Here is a 17,272-nt window from a genome sequence, read left to right as displayed (position 1 = left end):
GATTAGGGGTGGCGGATGACTTTGGCTCTCAGCCCGCGGCGGACATATTGCCTCACCTTGACCTCATCGAAGTCCAGGCCAGTGAGCCAGCACATCAGGATTACGCCTGCCATATACCACTTGAGCCACCAGACCACGCGGACCTGAAGGGTGATGGTGGGATGCTTTGCCATCACTCCTCCCCCAGCGCCGAATCAACAATGATCCGCTCGCCTATCCGCAGCAGGCCCAGCGAGGTCACATCGTCGCCCCTGGGGCCGAATGCGAAGGTCTCTATGCCGCCGTCCTTGCCCATCAGCACCAGCACGCCCGACTGGATGGGCTCCAGCTCGCCGGACTCCAGATCAGCGATGATCTGCTTGAGCGCGGTGATGCCGTCGCGCCAGCCCTCTTGCCGGAGCTCGACAACCTTAGGGCCAGACATCGGGTACTCCTCTCGATTAAACCGCTGATGGGTCAATCGCAGCTGTGCAGGGCCCCATTCCGTGGCGCCCTATCGTGGGAGGGGCGCTTACAGGAAGAACTGCAGGATCACGATAACCGCCAGGACACAAGCTACCACCCAAGGAAGCTTGGACTCGCTGGCCGGCTGTGGCTGGCGTGCAGGCTGCGACTTGGTAACGCTTTGCAGGCTGGAGTGCAGGCGCTCGATCTCTTTCTCGGCCTTATCCTGAATCAACTCCATATCAACGCTCAACTCTTCAATCTGAGTTTCTCGCGCCTTGATGGTTTTTTCGTACCGCGAGACCAGACCAACAAGGAGAGCCAGCTGATCTCTGATATGTGCGCCAGCCTCTGCCGGCACCGGGGCGGAATAATCCGCTACCAGGTCAAGTAGTGTTGTGTTGCCGCTGTGGCCAATACCCGTAACTCGGTAACTGGTCTTTTCTGCCATAGCGCTCAAGACCTCGGCATCGTTGAAGACGGCGAAGTCGCTCTCCGGCCCGCCACCCCTGATAATCACCAGGATGTCGGCTTCACTCTCTCGGATCGCTGCCGCAATCTCTTGAGCCGAGGTGATGCGCACCGGTACTCGGTTCACACTGCAGCGCTCTATTAGTCCACCCAGGCCATTGAAGAAGTCAGCGTCCACCTGTGCGGAGCTAGCTGCGGAGTGGATCAGATCGACACTGACCATCGGCAACAATGGGAAAGCGTTCCGAGCAGGCTTCAGCGAAGAAAGGGCGGCCAGGTTGGCATTGAGTGTGCGCCGTTGTGCCTGTTGTTCTTCCGACTCCGCATTCTTGATGCCCAGCGCTTCGACCTGGACGGTCACCGCGCCGCGGAAAATGTTGATGATCGGATAACCGATTACCTCAACGAGCTCGCCGTCGCTACAGCCCTCAAAGACTGCGCGTGCCCCCAGCAGAGTGACAGGCCCGTCTGCATTGAGCTCGATGTTGTAGATCTTCGGGTAGTTTTTCGCCTCAGCCATCTGCCGCTGGGCTTCGAGGTTGGAAATTACTCCCTGAATGCGGACCAGTATCCCCTTCGCCGCCCAACCCTTGAGTTCCCTCTCCAACACCTCGGTCATCAGCCGAGCGAACTCCCCGCTCGTCAAAGTTGGAATGAGTTCTTGTTTTATCGTCACGGTAGGCCACCCATTTGCCGAACAAAGGGGCTGACCATACCACGACAAAGCTTGAGCTAGAGCAGTCTCGTTCCAATTGTGACCACTAGGTCATGGTTTTCTGGCCGGCGCTTTCTAATGCTTCCGCTTCCCGCGAGCTCGCCAGTGTTCCGGACCTTTCATGACTGCGCTCAGATTGCCTTCGCAGCGGACAGCCGCAGCAGTGAGCACGCCCAGCAGGATCACCAGCGGCCAGGCCAGTGTCTGGATCTTCAGCTGCCCGTCCAGGATGAATATCGATGCCGCGCCCGAACTGGCCATGACAAGCACTGCCAGCCATGACATGCCGGGGCGGTACTGAGCACCCTGGCGCCGGTAGGTGAACAACCGGACGAACAGGACGATGCACAGGATCAGGGTGATAGTGGTCAGCATGGTGTCAGCCCTCCCGGGGCGACGCCTGTCCCCGCGTCCGTATGGCGGCCAGGGTTACGGTGACGATCAGGGCGGAACAGATGAATGCAGCCAGCGCCGGCAGCTCGATAGGGCCGATGCCGAATACCTCAGCGCGGGCCACCGCCGGGGCAGACAGATACCCCATCACGAATGAGATACAGAAGAACATGATGCGCCGCGGCATTGGCAGCTCATGGGCTGACGCGAAATAAATCAGCGCTCCGCACAGAGCACCTGCTGCGGCAGAACCGTCGAAGCCTGCCAGTACGCCAGCCAGACCCGCTCCGAAGATGGCCGCCAGTATTGATGTGCTGCTCGGCTCGGCCATGGGAGATCCTCTCGGGCACAAAAAAGCCCCGCACAATGGCGAGGCTCGAAATGAAAAACCCCCAGCGCCAGATTTCTCTGTGTGGGGGCCGTGTTTGCCAAAGGCAAAAATTCTAAGATAGCGAAATGATGCCTCCAGCCGGACGGGAAGTCAACACCCATGTGTCTGATTGCGTCTCGCTGTGTTCAACCATACTCATGCCACCTCCTTTGCCTCATAAATCACAGCGGCCACCGGGCTCAACGCTCGGCGGTCGAGCTCTTCGCAACAAGCGAAGCAGTTGTCGATGAACTCGTCCCACTCCCGAGCCCACTGCATTGACTCCAGCCTCACGCCATACTCGTCAAACAGCCAAGCCCTGAACGCCTCCGGCTTGGCCAGCGGGTCAGGGTTTGCCGACTGCCCGCCCTGGTGCATGTACCGGTACCGATGCATCACTCCCTTTACCACGTAGAAGGCGCGCTCCCGCTTTGCCTCGGTCATGCGCTTGGCCTTGCTCATGGTGGCAGCGAAAACCACATCCTCCGCAGCTTCCCGTATCGCATCATCCTGCAGCGCCGAGTACATGAACTCACCGAATACCCGGATCTGCGGATGCAGCTTGGCGATCACCGACTGGATCATCCCGGCCAGCGCCGCGTGCACCGCATGGTCGGCCGTGTTGCCCCGAGAGGTGGTCTGCACAGCCACCCCCAGCCTTGCCCGGTCAGCAAGACCTGACAAACCGCCCCTGGTCATGACGTAACTGGAGTCATGCCACGCCGCCCGCGCCGTTGTGAGTCTCATGCTGTCACCTCCCCGAATCGCGCAATCAACAATGCATCCGCCACCGCCTGCCCCTTCCCTTTCAGATCCAGTACCCGCAACTCGGGGTACAGCTGAATGGCCCGGGAACGAGCAGCGTCCTTGTCCTTACCGATCAGCCCTGCCCGCTTCTTCCAGGCCTGCGGCGTGACCAGCGTGTATGGAATACCCAGCCCCTGCAGCAGTCCTTCAACAACGCCCGCGGCATGCCCGAAGGTGAACATGCTGGATACGCCCTGGCCCGGCATGGCGCCGACCTGCTCAAGGTATGCGTGACAGTCAGCCGTGACGTTCTCGCGAAGGAACGCACCGACCGCCGCACCGTTTACCCGGCTCTTGGTGCCAACCTTGATCGTGGGCATCAGCAGATGGGCAACGTGTCGGCCCTCGCCGTCCATAACCGCCAGCGCCCCGCTACAACCTGGGTCAATCCCGATTTTCATTGATCATCTCCAGCACCTGCTCCCTCGTCTCCACCCGCTTCGGCCTGCCAGAGCCCGAGCTGACCCAGAACACCGGTTGCGGAAGCAGGGAGCGGTATACCGTCCATTTGCCGATGCGCCAGGTGTTCGGGCCGGCTGCAATCCAGCGCGCCAGCTCCGCTGATCCAGCACTCACCGCAGATCATCCGTGCGGATCGACATAATGGATTCCGCAATTGCCGTTGGAGCCCACCACGTCCATGCGATTCTCGTCCGCCTCGGTGTACAGCTCACGGATGACTGGCCTCTTGTGATACCGCCCGGCCGCCTCGCCAGCCAGCGCGAAGTACGCCGCGCCATCTTCGTAGCTGTCCGCCCGGTATGCGCCCTGTTGGCTGCGCACCGCCTTCAGCAGCGCCATGAACAGCCAGCCCTGCTCCTGGGTAACTCTGATACCGGTAATCGCCCTGAACGCCTCCACAGTGGCACACATACTGCGCTCGCCTTCCGGCCTGTCGTACGTTGCGGCCCGGTCCTTCATGTGGCTCTGTGCTGCTGCCAGAATCTCGTGCGCGGTCATGCAACCCCCTTCACTGTGAGCAGGCCCATCTGGACCCACTTCATTTGCGTTTCAGCCAAGGCCCGCAGCAGGTCGGAATGGTCGTACTCCCCCTTGATGCGGCCATCGATAACCCCATGGCAGTGGTCGCAGCCGAATGCGGCGAACAGGTCCGGGCTCTTCATGCTCATGCCCTTCATGCCGACCGGCAGGTGGCAGAGCACGGTGTATTCGGGATTGAACCGGCAGCCCGGCAGGCGCAGAGTGCAATCCTGGCCGCGCGCGCTGTCTCGGAGTTTTTTGCTTACGATTCGGGTCATGCCGCCACCTCCCCCAGCAGGTCATCAAACACCACGCCCCGGGCGCTGAACTCGGCAACGATCTGATCTGTGTATGCGATACCTTGGGCGCGGTTGAACAGCCGGGTTACCGGGAAACCATCGGGACCGAACAGGGCGCACGGCCCCATCAGCTCCAGCTTCTGCTCATAGTCGAGATGCAGGAAAAGCCGATTCCAACCGTCACGGAAGTCAGCATCAGCGGCGCGCATGATCGGCACGCCGAAATGCAGCTTGCAGTACTTGCGCGCCTCTTCCACGTCGCCGATCTCGGTCATCTGAGCGATGCGCTGGTACAGGGCGAACCACAGCGCGTTCTGATCCAGCGTGCGGTCCTTCCCGGGGCGCAGGCTGACCACCACATACTTTTTCTCGCGGAACATCGCGGTCAGCTTGGTGATGGCCTCGGACAGCTTTGCCGCACTGTTGACGGATACGCGCTCAGCCACGCTTCTTCCCCCATCCGTCATGCCCGCCGGCGTCTTCGTGGATCATGTCAGTGAGGCGGCTCTCGATCTGCTCAGCACATGCCTCGTCAACCACGGCCAGGCCGAATGACTCACAGTCGCTGACTCCACGCCGGTACGCCTCGACCAGCTTCTCCATCAGCTCAGACTCCGTGAAGCACTTCATGCCCACACCCTCCCCTTTTCCTCGAACACGCCCTGGCAGGGAGCGCAGCGGATTGCCCATGGCGCGGCCTTCCGGCGCTCCGGGGTCAGGTCCTCGCCGCAGTCTTCGCACCAGTCTTGTCCCTCGCCCTGAAGGCTGGCCCGAATGGCGGCTGTGCGCTCTTCAGCTGCCCGAAGAATCCTGTCCGTGCTGATATCCACTTCGTCAGCCATGTGTCACCTCCCTCAATCTCTCTTCCCCGAACCGCGCCTGGCAGTCCTCGATTACCTGCTCCTTACTCACCGGCTGGCCGTAGATGACGATTCCGCCTTTGCCGTCGTGGAGCTCGAAGTGCCATTTGGTGAGCTTCATGCCCTCGCCCCCTCGCGTTTCTCAAGCTCGCTCAGCGCCTGAGCTCTGCGCTTCTCGAATTCAGCGATCCGCGCGTCGCGCTCCGCGGCCTCGCGCTGCAGCCGTGCCTCCTCGGCCTCCTCGATGTGTTGCTTGAGCTGTTGGAATCGCTCACGGTTTTCCTCGCTGGGCCGTGCCACTTTGCCGGTCAGCAGGCCAGCAATTGCCAGGCCGTCGGCGCTCGGCGGAGCGTCATAGCTCAGGCGCGCCAGCTCCTGATCGGCCACATGGCGCGGCAGCTGCTTCAGCCGCACGGCATCCTCGATGGCCCGGGCGCGAAGGTCTGGGTCAAACCCGAGCGACACCGTCCAGTTTGTCTGGCGTTTCTCGGCGCGAGCATCGGTAACCAGGCGGTCATAGGCCGACAGGAACGCCATACGAGCGCCCACCTTGTCGCCGGCCTCCAGAATCGGTGCCGCTACACCCATGGCCTGCCGGATCTCATCGGTCATCACCACGGTGTTGAACTCATCGGCGCTTGCCAGGGCAATGGCCCATGCCTCATCACGCCCCGGGCGGCCGTCTGCTGCCTGGGTGCGTTCGAGGATGGCAGCCAGTGTCAGCCTGCCGGTCAGCTCCCGGCGGCAGGCCCGCAGCGCGGCGGCAACGTGATCAGCAGGATGCTCGGCCAGGTCCTGGGCCATCAGCTGCGCCGCATTGGCACTCATGGTCTGCCCCAGGGTCTCGGCCGTGGCGATGATGGCGGCGGCCAGCTGGGCGATCTGGTCAGAGGAAAGGGTTTGCATCGATGGCACCTCCCTGGATGCGGCTGGCAGCGTCCTGTGCCGCGTTGATGTTTGCCTGGGTGTCCTCCAGCTGCCGGGCGGTGCGGCCGTTCATCTGGCGGCCGGTCAGCCACTGGGTGTGCAGTGATTCAGCCCTGGCCAGCAGGCCGTTCAGGCTGTGGCAGTCGCTGATCAGCCGGGCGTCGTTGACCCCGACGTAGAACGCGGCGACCTGCGGCGCGGCCTCGGCACCAAGGCGGTCGATCAGTTGACCTAGCTGGCCGCCAGCTTTGGCATTCCACACTGGCCAGGCGCTGTAGCGGCGGCGATAGGCGAATGCGTAGTTCGCCCAGGCCTTGTAGGTTTTGCAGGAAGGGTCTTTGGGTCCTGGCATGTCGCTGGGGATCTCGACCCGTGGCGCAGCGCTCAACTGCGCCTCGCCGCGAGCAGCGTCAGCGGCGACCGGCAAACTATGACTGGTATCCTGATTGGTACCCTGATTACTGGTATCCTGATTTGTCGGAGATTTTTCCGACCCTACCTCGGATTTTTTTCCGACCTTGCTCGGAGATTTTTCCGAGGTACCTCGGATATTTTTCCGACCCTGTGCAGCCTTCTTGCTCGGATATTTTTCCGACCCATCGAGCGCTTTGTTCCACTCCTTCCCCTTCTCGGTGAGGCGCACCAGAGTGATGCCGGCGGTGTGGGAAAGCTCAATGGTCCCTGCAGCCTCCAGCTGTTTCAGCAGGCGGTAAGCGGTGTCCGGCTTGTCGGTAAGCAGAGGCAGCTCCTCGACGATCTTGGCCTTGCTCAGCGCGTAGAAAACACCGTTATCCGTGGTGATCGGGTTCGCCCAGCTCGGGCACTCGTAAACGAACGAGAACAGCAGGGCCTGTTGGGCATTCAAGCCCCACTCAAGGGCCTTGGTCTGGCTGATGGTCAGCGTGTATTGCATGGCCGGTTATGCCTCCAGCCGAACGGTTTCGGCTATCAGGGCGCGCTGGTGGCGCAGCATGAATACCTGGTGGAGCCGGGCCTTGCGCTGGTCGAACGGCATACCGATGTCGATCAGGGAGGCGTTCAGGCGCTGCATGTGCTCCACCGCCCGGATCTCGGCCGGCGTCAGGGTGTCACGCACAGGATCATTTGCAGCCAGGCCATGGGCAGCCCGGTACTGTTTGGATGAGCAGCCGAGAACAACCCGGTTGATCAGGTCGAATTCGTTGCTGAAGTGGTATGGCTTGAGGTCTTTGCCGGCGGCGAGCCGGTTGTACTTGACGGCGTCGGTGAGGAATGGAGCTTCCAGGCGGGCGCGCTGGCGGGCAGCTTTAGCCTCAGCGATCTCTGATTGCGCTTCAACCAGGCGATCGAAGGTCTGGATGACGTGGAGATGAAATTCGGCACTCACCCACATGGCGTAGGCGTAAACCAGCTCTTTCACCACATAAGTGCCGCCATTACGGCCTTCCAGAGTAACTACCGGATTTCCGGTAGTTTGCAAAAGGGTGATCAGGTCGATCGTCTGTTGGTTCGATAGCCAGTAACTTGGGCCGTGACGCTTCTCACCTCCGGACGCTTTGTGCAGGTCGTTCAGACGAAAGCGACCCTCAGTGTCACGCCTGATGGTCACGCTTCCGATTCTCACGTTTGACGAAGTCACGATAGTCATTTATTGTTCCTTCACTGTTTGGTAGTACCCGAGCCCAGCCCGCCAGCTGGGCTTTTTCTTGCCTGAAATTCAGCCCTTCGCGTGCAGCGCAATCACCGCTTCCACTTCGGCATGCCGCGCCGCGACGTGCTTGTTGTGTACTGCCCTGATTTCTTGCGCTTCCGCCTCGTCGATCTCCCCGTCTGCCAGTGCCGCCTGGATCATCAGGTCGACTTTCCCGCGCGCGGTCTGGGTCTTGATGGCCCGGGAGTACAGGTCCACGTTGTCGAGGTCGCTCTGGGGCATCGGAACAAACACGCCGCCATACATGGCGCAGATGTAGTCAGGGAGGTGGGTGGTGCCGGTGACGGCTTCCAGCGCCTGGATCTCGGTATCGCTCAGCGGCATGCAGCCGGCCGTCTCGTAGACCTGGTTCTGCAGGCGCTTGGGCTTGATGCCCAGATGAGCGGCTGCGCAGGCCTGGCCGCCGGCAAATTCGCTGGTTACCGCCTTCATCACTTCGCGCCGCGTCTCTAGCAGATGCTTTTTCATGTTCTAGTTTTCCTGTGGCGCCGGGTGGCGCAGAATGGGTTTGTCACGCGGCAGGGACGCTGACGCTGCGCAGGGACGGGCAAAGATCGGAGGCTTTGAACAGCCCGCCCGTCGCCTGCTCTGCCTTGAGAGCGGTGATGGGGTTCATGCCATGCTTCCCCCGCACCCACCCCGAAACAGTCCCCTGCTCGACACCAAGAGCGGTTGCGGTCTTCACCTGGCCGTCGAAATGCTTTACGAGCTTTTCGTAAATATTCATATGCAGCTCCTTATAGGGATGCCTGTAATTATGGGCACAGGTATACCTGTTTGCAAGCGTATAGGCGAACCTTTATAAAGTGGTCATGGAATACAAAGATCGAGTTAAGGCAGCACGGAAACATGCCAAGCTCACACAGGCCGCCCTGGCGGATGCTGTGGGTATTAAGCAAGCCTCTATTTCCGAACTGGAGACCGGTAAATCCCTGTCCTCCACATATAACGCCACCATTGCCAAGGCGTGCGGTGTCGATCCTGTGTGGCTGGAAACAGGCCGCGGCCGGATGCTGCCTTCCGATTCCAACGTAGAACCCGGCCCCGATATCAGGGGCCGTGTCCCGCTTATCTCGTGGGTCCAGGCTGGAGCGTGGTGCGAGGTAGAAGATCTGTATGCGGTGGGTGACGCTGAAGAGTGGATGCCCTGCCCGACCTCACATGGTCCCCGGACCTATGCACTGCGCGTCCGGGGCGAGTCGATGTTCAACCCGCATGAGCGCCGGTCATTCCGCGATGGCGACATTATCTTCGTCGACCCCGACAAGCTGGCCGAGAACGGCTCACCAGTGATCGCGAAGCTGGACGACAGCCAAGAAGCCACATTCAAGCAGCTGGTCATTGAGGGCGAGGAGCGCTACTTGAAGGCGCTGAACCCGAACTGGCCGGATCAGATCATCCGCATCAATGGGAATGCGACCATCTGTGGTGTGGTGATTGGGAAATATGAGGTGTTTTGAGGGCTGGCATCGAGTGAGATGGCTGCGCTTCTGGAGATTCTTTATGGATGAATACAGTGTTTTCAATTCCCCAATCACTTTTCAGGAAATGTTGGATTTTCTTGATTACACCCAACGAAGCAATAAATGCCCGACGTGCGGCCAAGAAGATCGTGACTGGAGATTCCATCTGGATCCGGGCTCCCCTGACATTGGAGACTCGGAATCGGGTGACATGCGTAAGCGGTGGATGGCGGTTTTCCATATGCCAATAGTTGGTATACAGACCCATCAGATCACGGACAAATACCTTCCAGTGGTGGCTATCGAGTGCGATCAGTGTTCGCACATGGAGTTTTTAAACGTATTTGCCATCGAAAGGTATAGGAGGGCGAAGCCGGAGGGAACCAAGAATGAGCAATAATGTGATCCGCGGCAGCTGGGGTGACAGGAAGGCGAATAGTGGCCATACTGGAGGCCAGCCACCCGGAGGTGACGACTTGGAAAAACGCGTTCAAGAGCTGGAGAAAGCTATCCCGGAGATTCGGGAGAGACTTGCTCGCGTCGAAACCAAGCTCGACGGTATTGGTGGCGTGATGGCGACCAAAAGCGATATCGCCGATTTGAAGGTTGACGTTTACAAAGCGGTGAATGAGCAGACGTGGAAATTCATCGCAGTTGCCGGTGTTCTTGCTGGAATCGCATTTACTGCGGCACGCTTCATTCCTGGTGGATAGCCAGAGTCGCACTCCCGAACGCCCGCCCCGAGCGGGCTTTTTTACGCCCGCCCTTCCCTCCGCTGTCTCAGCAGCTTCATGACCACCACCGTCCCCGCAACGCAGGTCAGACACATCCCCAGCTGAAGCGCGCCGAATGCCAAGTGGAAGATCGGCCCGGCCAGCTGCTCTTCGGGCATCCCCATAAGCCAGACAGTAGAGCCGACCCCCAGCAGTACCGGAATGGTGAGCCAAGCCGCGATCAGTCGAAGATCATTTTTCATGTCAGCCTCCAGAAATAACGATTTCCAGAGCGTACCAGCCAGCGCGTAGTTCCTCCGCGCCCCCTTCCCGATTTGCGAATCAGTCCGCGATGGGCGCGGAACAGGGTCACAGATGAGCGCTATCTCGGGCCAGTGTCAGCACGCTGCCCTCTTTCCGCGCCACAAGCAGCCGCTGGGCCATATGGCTATTCAGCGCCGGGATCCTGGCCCGGACTCAGCTCCTCTGCAGCCCTCGCTTCCTGCTCCAAGATCCGCTGGAACATTGCCCGAGTATTCAGCGCGGAGATTCTCATCATGCTCATAGCTACGGCAAACATCACCGCATATGCAGCGCTTATCGCACACCCAGCCACCAGAGGCCAGTTCACCACAGTTTTGGTGATGTACCGCCCCTGAACCTCTATAACACCGTATCCAATACATAGAAGCAGCGCCGCAAAAACAGTGGCAATCGCCATTACCCATGACACGCCTACCCAGAATCCCATTGCCCCCTTACTCATGACCTTCTCCATATTCTTGTGAAGCCTCAAGCATATCAAAGCGCCACGTTCCGCGCGCTATCCGCATCTGCCGGGGCGTATATCAGCAACTACGCAATCCCTCTAAGCACCTCGCCTATATTTTTATAGGAATACCTGTTGACAGAGATTACAGGTATGCCTATATTTACTCCCAACAGCGCAGAACACCGCGCTACCGGGCAACCGGACCGTTCTTGCACAACTTGGGGAATGAAACGGGCTGATACCGGCAGCGCGCCGGCAGTAGGCCCCAGCTTCCGGCCATGCGCGGCTGAATGTAAAAGCGCATGAAACAGACCGCATTGCCTCTACCGGCGACCGGCGATCAGACAGGCATGTAGCCTGCCCACGCACAGACAACTGTGACGGCTGACGAGGTTGGTATGACCGAACCGAGCGAATGACCCGGCAAGCAATGCGCCCCGCCCCACCCAGGCGGTTTGGTATGGGCAAGTTTTCCTCGATGGCCTTGGCGACAGGGCCATCCGGGAAGACAAAACAGCGAGGACGACAACATGAGCTCCCTAAGCCCGGTTCACGGACCGGCCCAGTTCGATATCGTGGTTCATCTGATTCACACCGAGGATGACGATAAGCGCGCCGAAGTAACTATCGGCATGGGCGTTGGCAAATACCCGACACAGCAAGACATCGCCGACCGAATAGCGAAGTTTGAGGCGGAGGAAATGCCGAAGGTTTCGCCGGGTTACCGATTGCAAACGGCCCCAGAGCTTTTCGACACGATCTGTCTTGAGAAGGCCGGGGGAACCTTCACCACGCCCGCGGTGTTCCGCCAGTGGGCCCCGCTGGACAGATAGCAGCTCTCCCCTCCGCGCCGGAGCCGTAACCGGCACCCTTTACCCAGCAGTACCGCTCCAACGGATGCGGCCCCCTCTGACTGTTAGCCGCCGGCACCTAACACGGCACGCCCTTCTTCACGGCGGGGCAAGGCGCACCAGGGGTAATCCGTAGCCAGGGTTTCGTGAGACCCCTTTCCCGGCTCATCACCGGGGCGATTCGATGCGCCTAGCCCACGTCACGGGCCTCTTCCCCCTTTCTTTTCTCAGCAGCCACCGGGAATGCCCGGCTTCTCGCGCCTTGTTGCTCGTCAACATACGGAGGCAAACGTATTGGCGTGCGGGCATTCACCAGTGGCTACTCCATGAGGACACGACCATGTATTCACACGTGCAGAACGCTATTGCATTGCGGTCGGCCCAGCTGGCCTACGACAACATGCTGCCGCCGGAAGACCCGCCGGAAGAGCCCGACTTCTACTTCGAGGAAATCGACCTTCTCAATGGCCAGGACACCGACCTGGTCAGGTACGAGCAGTTCAAGCAGGTGGCCAGCGAGCGCATCTATGACCTGGTCGATTCCGAGGTCGTGTTCGAGTTCCTGCGCCAGTGCTCGGTGAGCCTGGACCTGAATACCCGGGACGCCGCCAAGCCGTTCAGGAAGGCGCTGGAACAGATCGCCGGCGAGACCCTGGGCGAGGCATGGAAAGCCGACATGAAGAAGGAGGGCAGGCTGTGACGAAGAACCTGACAACCATCGCTGGCATTGCTCTGGGCGCCTACGTGGCGCTGAGCATTGCCATCGGCCTGGGCCTGATGATCGGAGCCGCCGCTGTGTGGCTGAGGGGTGTGTGATGAGGAATCCTGTCCCGTCCACCACCGACGACCAGCTAGACCAGATCGCCCAAGCAGACGACATCATCCGCAGCCTGACCACCGACCTGCCGCACATCAAATGCGATCCCGCGGCCAAAACAACAGTTCAGCTGCTGCTGAGCCACATTGATCAGATCCGCCATGACCGGTACTCAGCGCTGCTGGATACGGCCCGGCGGCGAGAGATTGCCGACCTCAAGGCGCTGGCTCGGGATCTGCTGGACATCATCGAGACCGGGCATATGAACCACATCGCTACGGCGAAGGCTCGGAAGATAGGGAGGGAGCCATGATCATCAAACCATTCGAGCAATGGCGCGAAGACCGGATCGCAGAGGCTGGCAGGAAGGCATGCGAGTTCTTGCTGAGCGGCGATGAGCCAGACCCGCAGGAATATGAGTGCCCCGACTGCCACGGTGACGGCAGCCGGGATTGCGACTGCGGATGCCCTAACTGTGATGGCGCCATTGATTGCCCGACGTGCGACGGCAACGGCTACATCGAGACAACAGACCCGCCCCTTCTGGAAAGCATCGAGAAGGAGAAAGCAGACCGCAAAGAGTATCTGCGGCAGCTCGCCCGGGAGCTGGTTCTTCTGTCCGAGTGGCAGGGCAAACCGAGCCTGTTCCACGTCGTAAATGCCGGCATGGCCCCAGCCACAATGATCCGGCGCGGCGGTACGCGGATTCTGGTCCTGCACGACCCGGATACAGGCAGTGCCGTTGATGCTCCGGAGGGGGTGCCCAGATCATGACCCTCCGCCGCTTCTGCCACGAACTGACCATTTTTCTCATTCTCTGGGGCGGCATCATCGCGGCCCTGGCTATTGCTTCCGAGGTGTGAAATGGAGCCCGGTTATTACCAGGACCTGAGCAATGACGATTATCACAAAGGTCCAGGCATATCGAAATCCCAGCTCGACCTGATCAATAAAAGCCCTGCCTTGTTCCAGTGGAGCAAGGCAGCCCCAGAAGACGAAGAAAAGAAGTCCGCGCTGAATATCGGCGACGCGGTGCACGCGATTCTTCTGGAGCCGCACCGGTTCGGCGAGCAGTACGTGATTGCCCCTGAGTGTGACCGGCGCACCAAGGCCGGCAAGCAGCAGTGGGAAGAGTTCGAGGCTAGCGTTACCGGGCAAACGATCCTCACGGCAGACGAAGGTCGCAAGGTTCAGCTGATTCGTGAAAGCGTGATGGCCCACCCGCACGCCAGATGGCTCGTTGAGGCTGAAGGTGATGCCGAGGCCAGCATCTACTGGAAAGAGCAAAGCACCGGCCTTCTGGCGCGATGCAGGCCGGACAAAACCATCCCCTCGCTGGGCTGGATCGCTGACGTGAAGACAACAGCCGATATGGACCGGTTTGCCCGGTCTGTCTACGACTACCGCTACCACGTCCAAGACCCTTTCTACTGCGACGGATACGAAGCTCACTTTGGCGAGCAGCCCTCCGCATTCGTATTTCTGGTGGTCAGCACCAGTATCGACTGCGGCAAATACCCCGTTCGCATTTTCACCCTGGATCAACAAGCGAAAGCTGTTGGCCGGGATACCTACCTGCAGGACATGGCCACCTATGCCGAGTGCATCCGCACGGGCGAGTGGTCTGGCCTGGAAACATTGAGTTTGCCCTACTGGGCAAAGGAGCTGAGATGAGCACCGAGAACGTAGCACCCTTTTCACAGAAGGACATGGAAGCCACTGGAAAGCAGGTCAAGCCGCGCTCCCCTGCAGACAATCTGGCGGTCATGCTTTCCAGTCCCAAGATGAAGGCGCAGCTCGCAGCCGCCCTGCCGAAGCACATGACAGCCGAGCGGATGGCTCGCATCATCACTACCGAGATCCGCAAAACCCCTGCCCTGGTGCAGTGTGACCAGCAGAGCTTTCTCGGCTCGGTCATCCAGTGCGCCCAGCTAGGGCTCGAGCCGGGCAACTCACTCGGCCACGCCTATCTGCTGCCCTACGGAAAACAGGTACAACTGATCATCGGGTACCGCGGCATGATCGACCTTGCCCGCCGATCCGGCCAGATCATCAGCCTGACGGCCCGCACCGTGCGCCAGCATGACGAGTTCGACTACCAGCTTGGTCTGCATGAAGACCTGACGCACAAGCCCTACGAAGGCGAGGATGCAGGCCCCATTACGCACGTCTACGCCGTTGCTCGGCTGCAGGGTGGCGGCGTTCAGTTCGAGGTCATGAGTCATGCCCAGGTTGAGGCAGTGAGAGCCCAGAGCAAGGCAGGAAAGTCTGGCCCTTGGGTAAGTCACTGGGAAGAGATGGCTAAGAAAACCGCCATTCGCCGCCTGTTCAAATACCTGCCTGTGTCGGTGGAGATTCAACGAGCAGTTGTGCTTGACGAGGCAGCAGAGGCTGGCATTCCGCAGGACAACGAGTTCGTGTTCGATGGCGAGTTTGAGCAAGTGACGGAGGGGTAGCATGGCCAAATCCCCAGCCCAGCGAAAACGCGAACAGCGGGCCCGGGACAAGCTCAGGCAGGAGGAGCGCGAAGCCCTCCTGCTGTCCCGCCGCATAACCCTCGACCTTTACCACGCCACAGATGAACGCCTGCTGCGCACCATGCAGCGGGTGGATATCGAAGAAGAGCAGGATCTGGTGACCAGGTTAATCCACGCAGCCGACCGCCTGGATGACGCGGCGCTGCAGGAGCTGGTCGCCCTGCCCTGACCTGTCACGCCAGTATGTCACGGAATGAATTATGACCCCTTTATCCGAGCACAAAGCGGCGGAGCGGGAAGCCATTGCCCGCGCCGTGAACGCATACCTTTCTGATGGCGGAAAAATCCAGAAGCTGGGCAATAGCCTGGCACCCATCAAGAACATGACGTGGACCGAGGAAGACGAGGCCAGATGGCAGGCCAAGCTGAATGGTGATCTGCCGCCCAAGCCAGAACGCAAGCGCGCCAGAACAAAGCCATCAAAGAAGGATGTAGCGGATCGACTGAGCGCGGCCCGGGCTGCAAAGCACCAAGCCAACCGGGCAGCACTGGCACCCAAGGTCAGACAGCTCGCCGAGCTTGGCGTGATTCGGTCCCACATCGCGAAAACCATCGGCGTAGCGGCCGGCACGGTGGACAAGATCGGGCAGGAGCACGGCATTGAGATACCTCTGCAGTCTCGCAGAGGTACACGTCAGGCACGCAACAATGCGGAACTGCGGGAGGAGTGGGAGTGAAGATCAAATTCAAACCGCATGGCCTCAAAGCCATCCAGTCGCTGTTTCGCACCCAGCGCATTTCGATCATCCACACGCCGACCCAGCAAGGCCTGATCAACTGGAAAACCATGCAGCCGATCACCCCCGGCGCTGCCACGGTTGACGCGCTCATGTACGCCCCGCTGAGGGGCTGGACATTATTCCCGATTGCCCTGTGCAGGGACCAGATGGGAAAGCGCTATATCCAGTTCGAGACAGTTAAAGTGCCGGATATCTACTCCAGCAGTCAGCTCGGCGGCATAGATGAGCGCTACCTGATCGAGCAACCGGACGGCAGGAAGGTGTCGGTGATGGACTTTCACGTCGAGCGGTTCAGGGCGAGCTGCAATCCCCGGCACGTGGTTGATATGGCCTGGCTGCTGGTGCCGAACCTTGTCGATATTGATGAGCGCCACATGGACGCCCTGCTGGATGCGGTGGGGGCTTGGGAGCTCGAGAAGGCGGCCTGAGGGCCGCCCCTTCACCCAATCAGTGACAGTGAACAGTGCCTTTACTGTTATCCATGTGGCAGCACTGGCCCGGAGGCGAGCTCTTACGGCACCCGCCGCCGTGGGCCAACGCCGTCGAGCTCACCATCATCAGCGATAAAGCAATCAGCAATACCTTCATACCTATCTCCCTGCCCGGCTGGGCTTACATTATTGCCGGCTTCATGCCGGTCTCTTGAAAGTAGCTTATGACTGGGCAACTGGCCAGCATTCTCTGAGGCAACCATGACCATCAACGCGCCCGTTATCCGTTATCACGGATCCAAGTTTCGGCTGGCACCTTGGGTGCTCCAGCACTTTCCTGAGCATGCCGGTAGAGAGCGCAGGCGGCCCGCAGGCCGTCTGCATTTGGCGTCATTTAGCAGATTCTTCTACGTGCGCCTGCCATTTGTGGTGGGCTTTTGAGAGCTCTCTACCCAGCTCGAGCCGTTTACGCCAGTAATCGTCACCCGAGGGAGGGAGGCTGTCGCTCTCAAACTGTCGGTCATGCTCTTCTATTGCATCCATGGCGGCTCGGATGGCAGCCATCAACTCTTTGTTCTTTTCGATTCGCTCACGGTTCACCGCTACGCCTCCTTGTTTTGCTGATGATTGGTGGCAGGTCTAGAGCATGCCAGCAGATTGGAATTCAGGGAGAAGCAACGCTCAGCTCGCGAGCTTCTCTGCCCATGATTTGCCCTAGACAAGCACATAAAGCAATAAGCTTTTCGTGGACGCTACAAAGCCTGGATTGCCCCGTTGTCAATGAGATCGTCAATCAACGCCTTGGCTTCGCGCTCCGCATACGCTCTAGCCTCGTCATAACTGAGGAAAAGCTCATCGTCGAAACGACGCGTAGGGATTCCCGGTATTTGAAACCCCACCTCCACTACCCAGCCGTTCGGCCAGTCCTTACACAGGATGCTGAATTCATGCCCACGATAATTCCCAACGAACGTGCGTCCCATATGCACTC

34 protein-coding genes are annotated in these 17,272 nt (G+C 59.8%); 11 read left to right on the top strand and 23 right to left on the bottom strand.

Going from position 1 to position 17,272, the window contains the following annotated elements:
* Nucleotides 1-2: 2 nt before the first annotated feature.
* The 19 genes from IEW63_RS12280 to IEW63_RS12190 form a co-directional block, all read right to left on the bottom strand.
* Nucleotides 3-173, bottom strand: coding sequence for a hypothetical protein (locus IEW63_RS12280; RefSeq protein WP_188636924.1), 171 nt, complete (start codon nt 171-173; stop codon nt 3-5).
* Nucleotides 173-424 carry a hypothetical protein gene (locus IEW63_RS12275; protein ID WP_188636923.1) on the bottom strand — a complete coding sequence of 84 codons (252 nt, stop codon included), beginning with the start codon at nt 422-424 and terminating at the stop codon, nt 173-175. The genes IEW63_RS12280 and IEW63_RS12275 overlap by 1 nt, the downstream gene beginning before the upstream one ends.
* An 87-nt stretch (nt 425-511) precedes the next feature.
* Nucleotides 512-1,534 carry an exodeoxyribonuclease VII large subunit gene (locus tag IEW63_RS12270; protein WP_188636922.1) on the bottom strand — a complete coding sequence of 341 codons (1,023 nt, stop codon included), beginning with the start codon at nt 1,532-1,534 and terminating at the stop codon, nt 512-514.
* A gap of 171 nt (nt 1,535-1,705) precedes the next feature.
* Complete coding sequence (locus IEW63_RS12265) at nt 1,706-2,005, bottom strand: phage holin family protein (RefSeq protein WP_188636921.1); 300 nt, start codon at nt 2,003-2,005, stop codon at nt 1,706-1,708.
* Nucleotides 2,006-2,009: 4 nt separating this feature from the next.
* On the bottom strand, nt 2,010-2,354 hold the full coding sequence (locus IEW63_RS12260; RefSeq protein ID WP_188636920.1) for a putative holin: 345 nt from the start codon (nt 2,352-2,354) through the stop codon (nt 2,010-2,012).
* Between the two features lie 195 nt (nt 2,355-2,549).
* Nucleotides 2,550-3,140 (bottom strand): hypothetical protein, encoded by a 591-nt coding sequence (locus IEW63_RS12255; protein ID WP_188636919.1) that lies wholly within the window; start codon nt 3,138-3,140, stop codon nt 2,550-2,552.
* Nucleotides 3,137-3,601 carry a RuvC family protein gene (locus IEW63_RS12250; RefSeq protein WP_188636918.1) on the bottom strand — a complete coding sequence of 155 codons (465 nt, stop codon included), beginning with the start codon at nt 3,599-3,601 and terminating at the stop codon, nt 3,137-3,139. Before IEW63_RS12250 ends, IEW63_RS12255 begins: the two co-directional genes overlap by 4 nt.
* A complete protein-coding gene (locus IEW63_RS12245; protein ID WP_188636917.1) occupies nt 3,585-3,776 on the bottom strand; it encodes a hypothetical protein in 192 nt (63 codons plus the stop codon). The genes IEW63_RS12250 and IEW63_RS12245 overlap by 17 nt, the downstream gene beginning before the upstream one ends.
* 6 nt (nt 3,777-3,782) lie before the next feature.
* The gene (locus IEW63_RS12240; RefSeq protein ID WP_229710503.1) at nt 3,783-4,160 is read right to left on the bottom strand and encodes a DUF6378 domain-containing protein; all 378 of its coding nucleotides are present in this window, start codon (nt 4,158-4,160) and stop codon (nt 3,783-3,785) included.
* Nucleotides 4,157-4,459, bottom strand: a complete 303-nt coding sequence (locus tag IEW63_RS12235) for a nuclease domain-containing protein (protein ID WP_188636916.1) — start codon at nt 4,457-4,459, stop codon at nt 4,157-4,159. Before IEW63_RS12235 ends, IEW63_RS12240 begins: the two co-directional genes overlap by 4 nt.
* The gene (locus IEW63_RS12230; RefSeq protein WP_188636915.1) at nt 4,456-4,926 is read right to left on the bottom strand and encodes a hypothetical protein; all 471 of its coding nucleotides are present in this window, start codon (nt 4,924-4,926) and stop codon (nt 4,456-4,458) included. Before IEW63_RS12230 ends, IEW63_RS12235 begins: the two co-directional genes overlap by 4 nt.
* Nucleotides 4,919-5,110: a hypothetical protein gene (locus IEW63_RS12225; RefSeq protein WP_188636914.1), complete on the bottom strand. Its 192-nt coding sequence runs from the start codon at nt 5,108-5,110 to the stop codon at nt 4,919-4,921. Before IEW63_RS12225 ends, IEW63_RS12230 begins: the two co-directional genes overlap by 8 nt.
* Nucleotides 5,107-5,322: a TraR/DksA C4-type zinc finger protein gene (locus IEW63_RS12220; protein WP_188636913.1), complete on the bottom strand. Its 216-nt coding sequence runs from the start codon at nt 5,320-5,322 to the stop codon at nt 5,107-5,109. The genes IEW63_RS12225 and IEW63_RS12220 overlap by 4 nt, the downstream gene beginning before the upstream one ends.
* A complete protein-coding gene (locus IEW63_RS12215; protein ID WP_188636912.1) occupies nt 5,315-5,461 on the bottom strand; it encodes a hypothetical protein in 147 nt (48 codons plus the stop codon). Before IEW63_RS12215 ends, IEW63_RS12220 begins: the two co-directional genes overlap by 8 nt.
* A complete protein-coding gene (locus IEW63_RS12210) occupies nt 5,458-6,246 on the bottom strand; it encodes a hypothetical protein (RefSeq protein ID WP_188636911.1) in 789 nt (262 codons plus the stop codon). The genes IEW63_RS12215 and IEW63_RS12210 overlap by 4 nt, the downstream gene beginning before the upstream one ends.
* The gene (locus IEW63_RS12205; protein ID WP_188636910.1) at nt 6,227-7,180 is read right to left on the bottom strand and encodes a phage replication protein; all 954 of its coding nucleotides are present in this window, start codon (nt 7,178-7,180) and stop codon (nt 6,227-6,229) included. The genes IEW63_RS12210 and IEW63_RS12205 overlap by 20 nt, the downstream gene beginning before the upstream one ends.
* Nucleotides 7,181-7,186: 6 nt before the next feature.
* Entirely contained in the window at nt 7,187-7,894 is a 708-nt protein-coding gene (locus IEW63_RS12200) for a KilA-N domain-containing protein (protein WP_188636909.1), read from the bottom strand.
* Between the two features lie 69 nt (nt 7,895-7,963).
* The gene (locus IEW63_RS12195; RefSeq protein ID WP_188636908.1) at nt 7,964-8,425 is read right to left on the bottom strand and encodes a YmfL family putative regulatory protein; all 462 of its coding nucleotides are present in this window, start codon (nt 8,423-8,425) and stop codon (nt 7,964-7,966) included.
* A 43-nt stretch (nt 8,426-8,468) separates the two neighbouring features.
* The gene (locus IEW63_RS12190; RefSeq protein ID WP_188636907.1) at nt 8,469-8,684 is read right to left on the bottom strand and encodes a helix-turn-helix domain-containing protein; all 216 of its coding nucleotides are present in this window, start codon (nt 8,682-8,684) and stop codon (nt 8,469-8,471) included.
* Between the two features lie 85 nt (nt 8,685-8,769).
* On the opposite strand from IEW63_RS12190, the gene IEW63_RS12185 reads away from it, so the two are divergent.
* Together IEW63_RS12185 and IEW63_RS12180 are read left to right on the top strand one after the other, a co-directional pair.
* Nucleotides 8,770-9,417, top strand: coding sequence for a LexA family protein (locus IEW63_RS12185; RefSeq protein ID WP_188636906.1), 648 nt, complete (start codon nt 8,770-8,772; stop codon nt 9,415-9,417).
* Between the two features lie 392 nt (nt 9,418-9,809).
* The gene (locus IEW63_RS12180) at nt 9,810-10,133 is read left to right on the top strand and encodes a hypothetical protein (RefSeq protein ID WP_188636905.1); all 324 of its coding nucleotides are present in this window, start codon (nt 9,810-9,812) and stop codon (nt 10,131-10,133) included.
* A gap of 41 nt (nt 10,134-10,174) precedes the next feature.
* On the opposite strand, the gene IEW63_RS12175 is transcribed toward IEW63_RS12180, so the two are convergent.
* Both IEW63_RS12175 and IEW63_RS12170 read right to left on the bottom strand, forming a co-directional pair.
* Complete coding sequence (locus tag IEW63_RS12175) at nt 10,175-10,396, bottom strand: hypothetical protein (protein ID WP_188636904.1); 222 nt, start codon at nt 10,394-10,396, stop codon at nt 10,175-10,177.
* A gap of 185 nt (nt 10,397-10,581) precedes the next feature.
* A complete protein-coding gene (locus tag IEW63_RS12170) occupies nt 10,582-10,899 on the bottom strand; it encodes a hypothetical protein (protein ID WP_188636903.1) in 318 nt (105 codons plus the stop codon).
* A 536-nt stretch (nt 10,900-11,435) separates the two neighbouring features.
* Here IEW63_RS12170 and IEW63_RS12165 point away from each other — a divergent pair.
* The 9 genes from IEW63_RS12165 to IEW63_RS12125 all read left to right on the top strand — a co-directional run bounded on the left by IEW63_RS12165 (nt 11,436) and on the right by IEW63_RS12125 (nt 16,278).
* Nucleotides 11,436-11,738, top strand: coding sequence for a hypothetical protein (locus tag IEW63_RS12165; RefSeq protein WP_229710501.1), 303 nt, complete (start codon nt 11,436-11,438; stop codon nt 11,736-11,738).
* 358 nt (nt 11,739-12,096) lie between these two features.
* Nucleotides 12,097-12,456, top strand: a complete 360-nt coding sequence (locus IEW63_RS12160) for a hypothetical protein (protein WP_188636902.1) — start codon at nt 12,097-12,099, stop codon at nt 12,454-12,456.
* A gap of 115 nt (nt 12,457-12,571) precedes the next feature.
* Nucleotides 12,572-12,886: a hypothetical protein gene (locus tag IEW63_RS12155; protein WP_188636901.1), complete on the top strand. Its 315-nt coding sequence runs from the start codon at nt 12,572-12,574 to the stop codon at nt 12,884-12,886.
* Nucleotides 12,883-13,347: a hypothetical protein gene (locus IEW63_RS12150; protein ID WP_188636900.1), complete on the top strand. Its 465-nt coding sequence runs from the start codon at nt 12,883-12,885 to the stop codon at nt 13,345-13,347. Before IEW63_RS12155 ends, IEW63_RS12150 begins: the two co-directional genes overlap by 4 nt.
* A 90-nt stretch (nt 13,348-13,437) precedes the next feature.
* Nucleotides 13,438-14,247, top strand: a complete 810-nt coding sequence (locus IEW63_RS12145; RefSeq protein WP_188636899.1) for a PD-(D/E)XK nuclease-like domain-containing protein — start codon at nt 13,438-13,440, stop codon at nt 14,245-14,247.
* On the top strand, nt 14,244-15,029 hold the full coding sequence (gene recT, locus IEW63_RS12140; RefSeq protein WP_188636898.1) for a recombination protein RecT: 786 nt from the start codon (nt 14,244-14,246) through the stop codon (nt 15,027-15,029). The genes IEW63_RS12145 and recT overlap by 4 nt, the downstream gene beginning before the upstream one ends.
* A gap of 1 nt (nt 15,030) precedes the next feature.
* A complete protein-coding gene (locus IEW63_RS12135; protein ID WP_188636897.1) occupies nt 15,031-15,279 on the top strand; it encodes a hypothetical protein in 249 nt (82 codons plus the stop codon).
* A 31-nt stretch (nt 15,280-15,310) separates the two neighbouring features.
* Nucleotides 15,311-15,787, top strand: coding sequence for a hypothetical protein (locus tag IEW63_RS12130; protein ID WP_188636896.1), 477 nt, complete (start codon nt 15,311-15,313; stop codon nt 15,785-15,787).
* Nucleotides 15,784-16,278, top strand: coding sequence for a hypothetical protein (locus IEW63_RS12125; RefSeq protein WP_188636895.1), 495 nt, complete (start codon nt 15,784-15,786; stop codon nt 16,276-16,278). Before IEW63_RS12130 ends, IEW63_RS12125 begins: the two co-directional genes overlap by 4 nt.
* Before the next feature lie 393 nt (nt 16,279-16,671).
* On the opposite strand, the gene IEW63_RS12120 is transcribed toward IEW63_RS12125, so the two are convergent.
* Nucleotides 16,672-16,881, bottom strand: a complete 210-nt coding sequence (locus IEW63_RS12120; protein ID WP_188636894.1) for a hypothetical protein — start codon at nt 16,879-16,881, stop codon at nt 16,672-16,674.
* A 152-nt stretch (nt 16,882-17,033) separates the two neighbouring features.
* The gene (locus IEW63_RS12115; RefSeq protein ID WP_188636893.1) at nt 17,034-17,264 is read right to left on the bottom strand and encodes a hypothetical protein; all 231 of its coding nucleotides are present in this window, start codon (nt 17,262-17,264) and stop codon (nt 17,034-17,036) included.
* Between the last annotated feature and the right edge of the window lie 8 nt (nt 17,265-17,272).

Source organism: Halopseudomonas pertucinogena (assembly GCF_014646575.1).
Taxonomy (GTDB): Bacteria; Pseudomonadota; Gammaproteobacteria; order Pseudomonadales; family Pseudomonadaceae; genus Halopseudomonas; species Halopseudomonas pertucinogena.
Note: the sequence above shows the minus strand (reverse complement) of the source record. Positions and strands in the feature narration are given on the sequence as shown.

Bases quoted from the DNA above. Each gene is read 5' to 3' on its own strand.
- IEW63_RS12280 (WP_188636924.1), bottom strand. From the start codon at position 173: ATGGCAAAGCATCCCACCATCACCCTTCAGGTCCGCGTGGTCTGGTGG.
- IEW63_RS12275 (WP_188636923.1), bottom strand. From the start codon at position 424: ATGTCTGGCCCTAAGGTTGTCGAGCTCCGGCAAGAGGGCTGGCGCGAC.
- IEW63_RS12270 (WP_188636922.1), bottom strand. From the start codon at position 1,534: ATGACCGAGGTGTTGGAGAGGGAACTCAAGGGTTGGGCGGCGAAGGGG.
- IEW63_RS12265 (WP_188636921.1), bottom strand. From the start codon at position 2,005: ATGCTGACCACTATCACCCTGATCCTGTGCATCGTCCTGTTCGTCCGG.
- IEW63_RS12260 (WP_188636920.1), bottom strand. From the start codon at position 2,354: ATGGCCGAGCCGAGCAGCACATCAATACTGGCGGCCATCTTCGGAGCG.
- IEW63_RS12255 (WP_188636919.1), bottom strand. From the start codon at position 3,140: ATGAGACTCACAACGGCGCGGGCGGCGTGGCATGACTCCAGTTACGTC.
- IEW63_RS12250 (WP_188636918.1), bottom strand. From the start codon at position 3,601: ATGAAAATCGGGATTGACCCAGGTTGTAGCGGGGCGCTGGCGGTTATG.
- IEW63_RS12240 (WP_229710503.1), bottom strand. From the start codon at position 4,160: ATGACCGCGCACGAGATTCTGGCAGCAGCACAGAGCCACATGAAGGAC.
- IEW63_RS12235 (WP_188636916.1), bottom strand. From the start codon at position 4,459: ATGACCCGAATCGTAAGCAAAAAACTCCGAGACAGCGCGCGCGGCCAG.
- IEW63_RS12225 (WP_188636914.1), bottom strand. From the start codon at position 5,110: ATGAAGTGCTTCACGGAGTCTGAGCTGATGGAGAAGCTGGTCGAGGCG.
- IEW63_RS12220 (WP_188636913.1), bottom strand. From the start codon at position 5,322: ATGGCTGACGAAGTGGATATCAGCACGGACAGGATTCTTCGGGCAGCT.
- IEW63_RS12215 (WP_188636912.1), bottom strand. From the start codon at position 5,461: ATGAAGCTCACCAAATGGCACTTCGAGCTCCACGACGGCAAAGGCGGA.
- IEW63_RS12210 (WP_188636911.1), bottom strand. From the start codon at position 6,246: ATGCAAACCCTTTCCTCTGACCAGATCGCCCAGCTGGCCGCCGCCATC.
- IEW63_RS12205 (WP_188636910.1), bottom strand. From the start codon at position 7,180: ATGCAATACACGCTGACCATCAGCCAGACCAAGGCCCTTGAGTGGGGC.
- IEW63_RS12200 (WP_188636909.1), bottom strand. From the start codon at position 7,894: ATGACTATCGTGACTTCGTCAAACGTGAGAATCGGAAGCGTGACCATC.
- IEW63_RS12195 (WP_188636908.1), bottom strand. From the start codon at position 8,425: ATGAAAAAGCATCTGCTAGAGACGCGGCGCGAAGTGATGAAGGCGGTA.
- IEW63_RS12190 (WP_188636907.1), bottom strand. From the start codon at position 8,684: ATGAATATTTACGAAAAGCTCGTAAAGCATTTCGACGGCCAGGTGAAG.
- IEW63_RS12185 (WP_188636906.1), top strand. From the start codon at position 8,770: ATGGAATACAAAGATCGAGTTAAGGCAGCACGGAAACATGCCAAGCTC.
- IEW63_RS12180 (WP_188636905.1), top strand. From the start codon at position 9,810: ATGAGCAATAATGTGATCCGCGGCAGCTGGGGTGACAGGAAGGCGAAT.
- IEW63_RS12175 (WP_188636904.1), bottom strand. From the start codon at position 10,396: ATGAAAAATGATCTTCGACTGATCGCGGCTTGGCTCACCATTCCGGTA.
- IEW63_RS12170 (WP_188636903.1), bottom strand. From the start codon at position 10,899: ATGAGTAAGGGGGCAATGGGATTCTGGGTAGGCGTGTCATGGGTAATG.
- IEW63_RS12165 (WP_229710501.1), top strand. From the start codon at position 11,436: ATGAGCTCCCTAAGCCCGGTTCACGGACCGGCCCAGTTCGATATCGTG.
- IEW63_RS12160 (WP_188636902.1), top strand. From the start codon at position 12,097: ATGTATTCACACGTGCAGAACGCTATTGCATTGCGGTCGGCCCAGCTG.
- IEW63_RS12155 (WP_188636901.1), top strand. From the start codon at position 12,572: ATGAGGAATCCTGTCCCGTCCACCACCGACGACCAGCTAGACCAGATC.
- IEW63_RS12150 (WP_188636900.1), top strand. From the start codon at position 12,883: ATGATCATCAAACCATTCGAGCAATGGCGCGAAGACCGGATCGCAGAG.
- IEW63_RS12145 (WP_188636899.1), top strand. From the start codon at position 13,438: ATGGAGCCCGGTTATTACCAGGACCTGAGCAATGACGATTATCACAAA.
- recT (WP_188636898.1), top strand. From the start codon at position 14,244: ATGAGCACCGAGAACGTAGCACCCTTTTCACAGAAGGACATGGAAGCC.
- IEW63_RS12135 (WP_188636897.1), top strand. From the start codon at position 15,031: ATGGCCAAATCCCCAGCCCAGCGAAAACGCGAACAGCGGGCCCGGGAC.
- IEW63_RS12130 (WP_188636896.1), top strand. From the start codon at position 15,311: ATGACCCCTTTATCCGAGCACAAAGCGGCGGAGCGGGAAGCCATTGCC.
- IEW63_RS12115 (WP_188636893.1), bottom strand. From the start codon at position 17,264: ATGGGACGCACGTTCGTTGGGAATTATCGTGGGCATGAATTCAGCATC.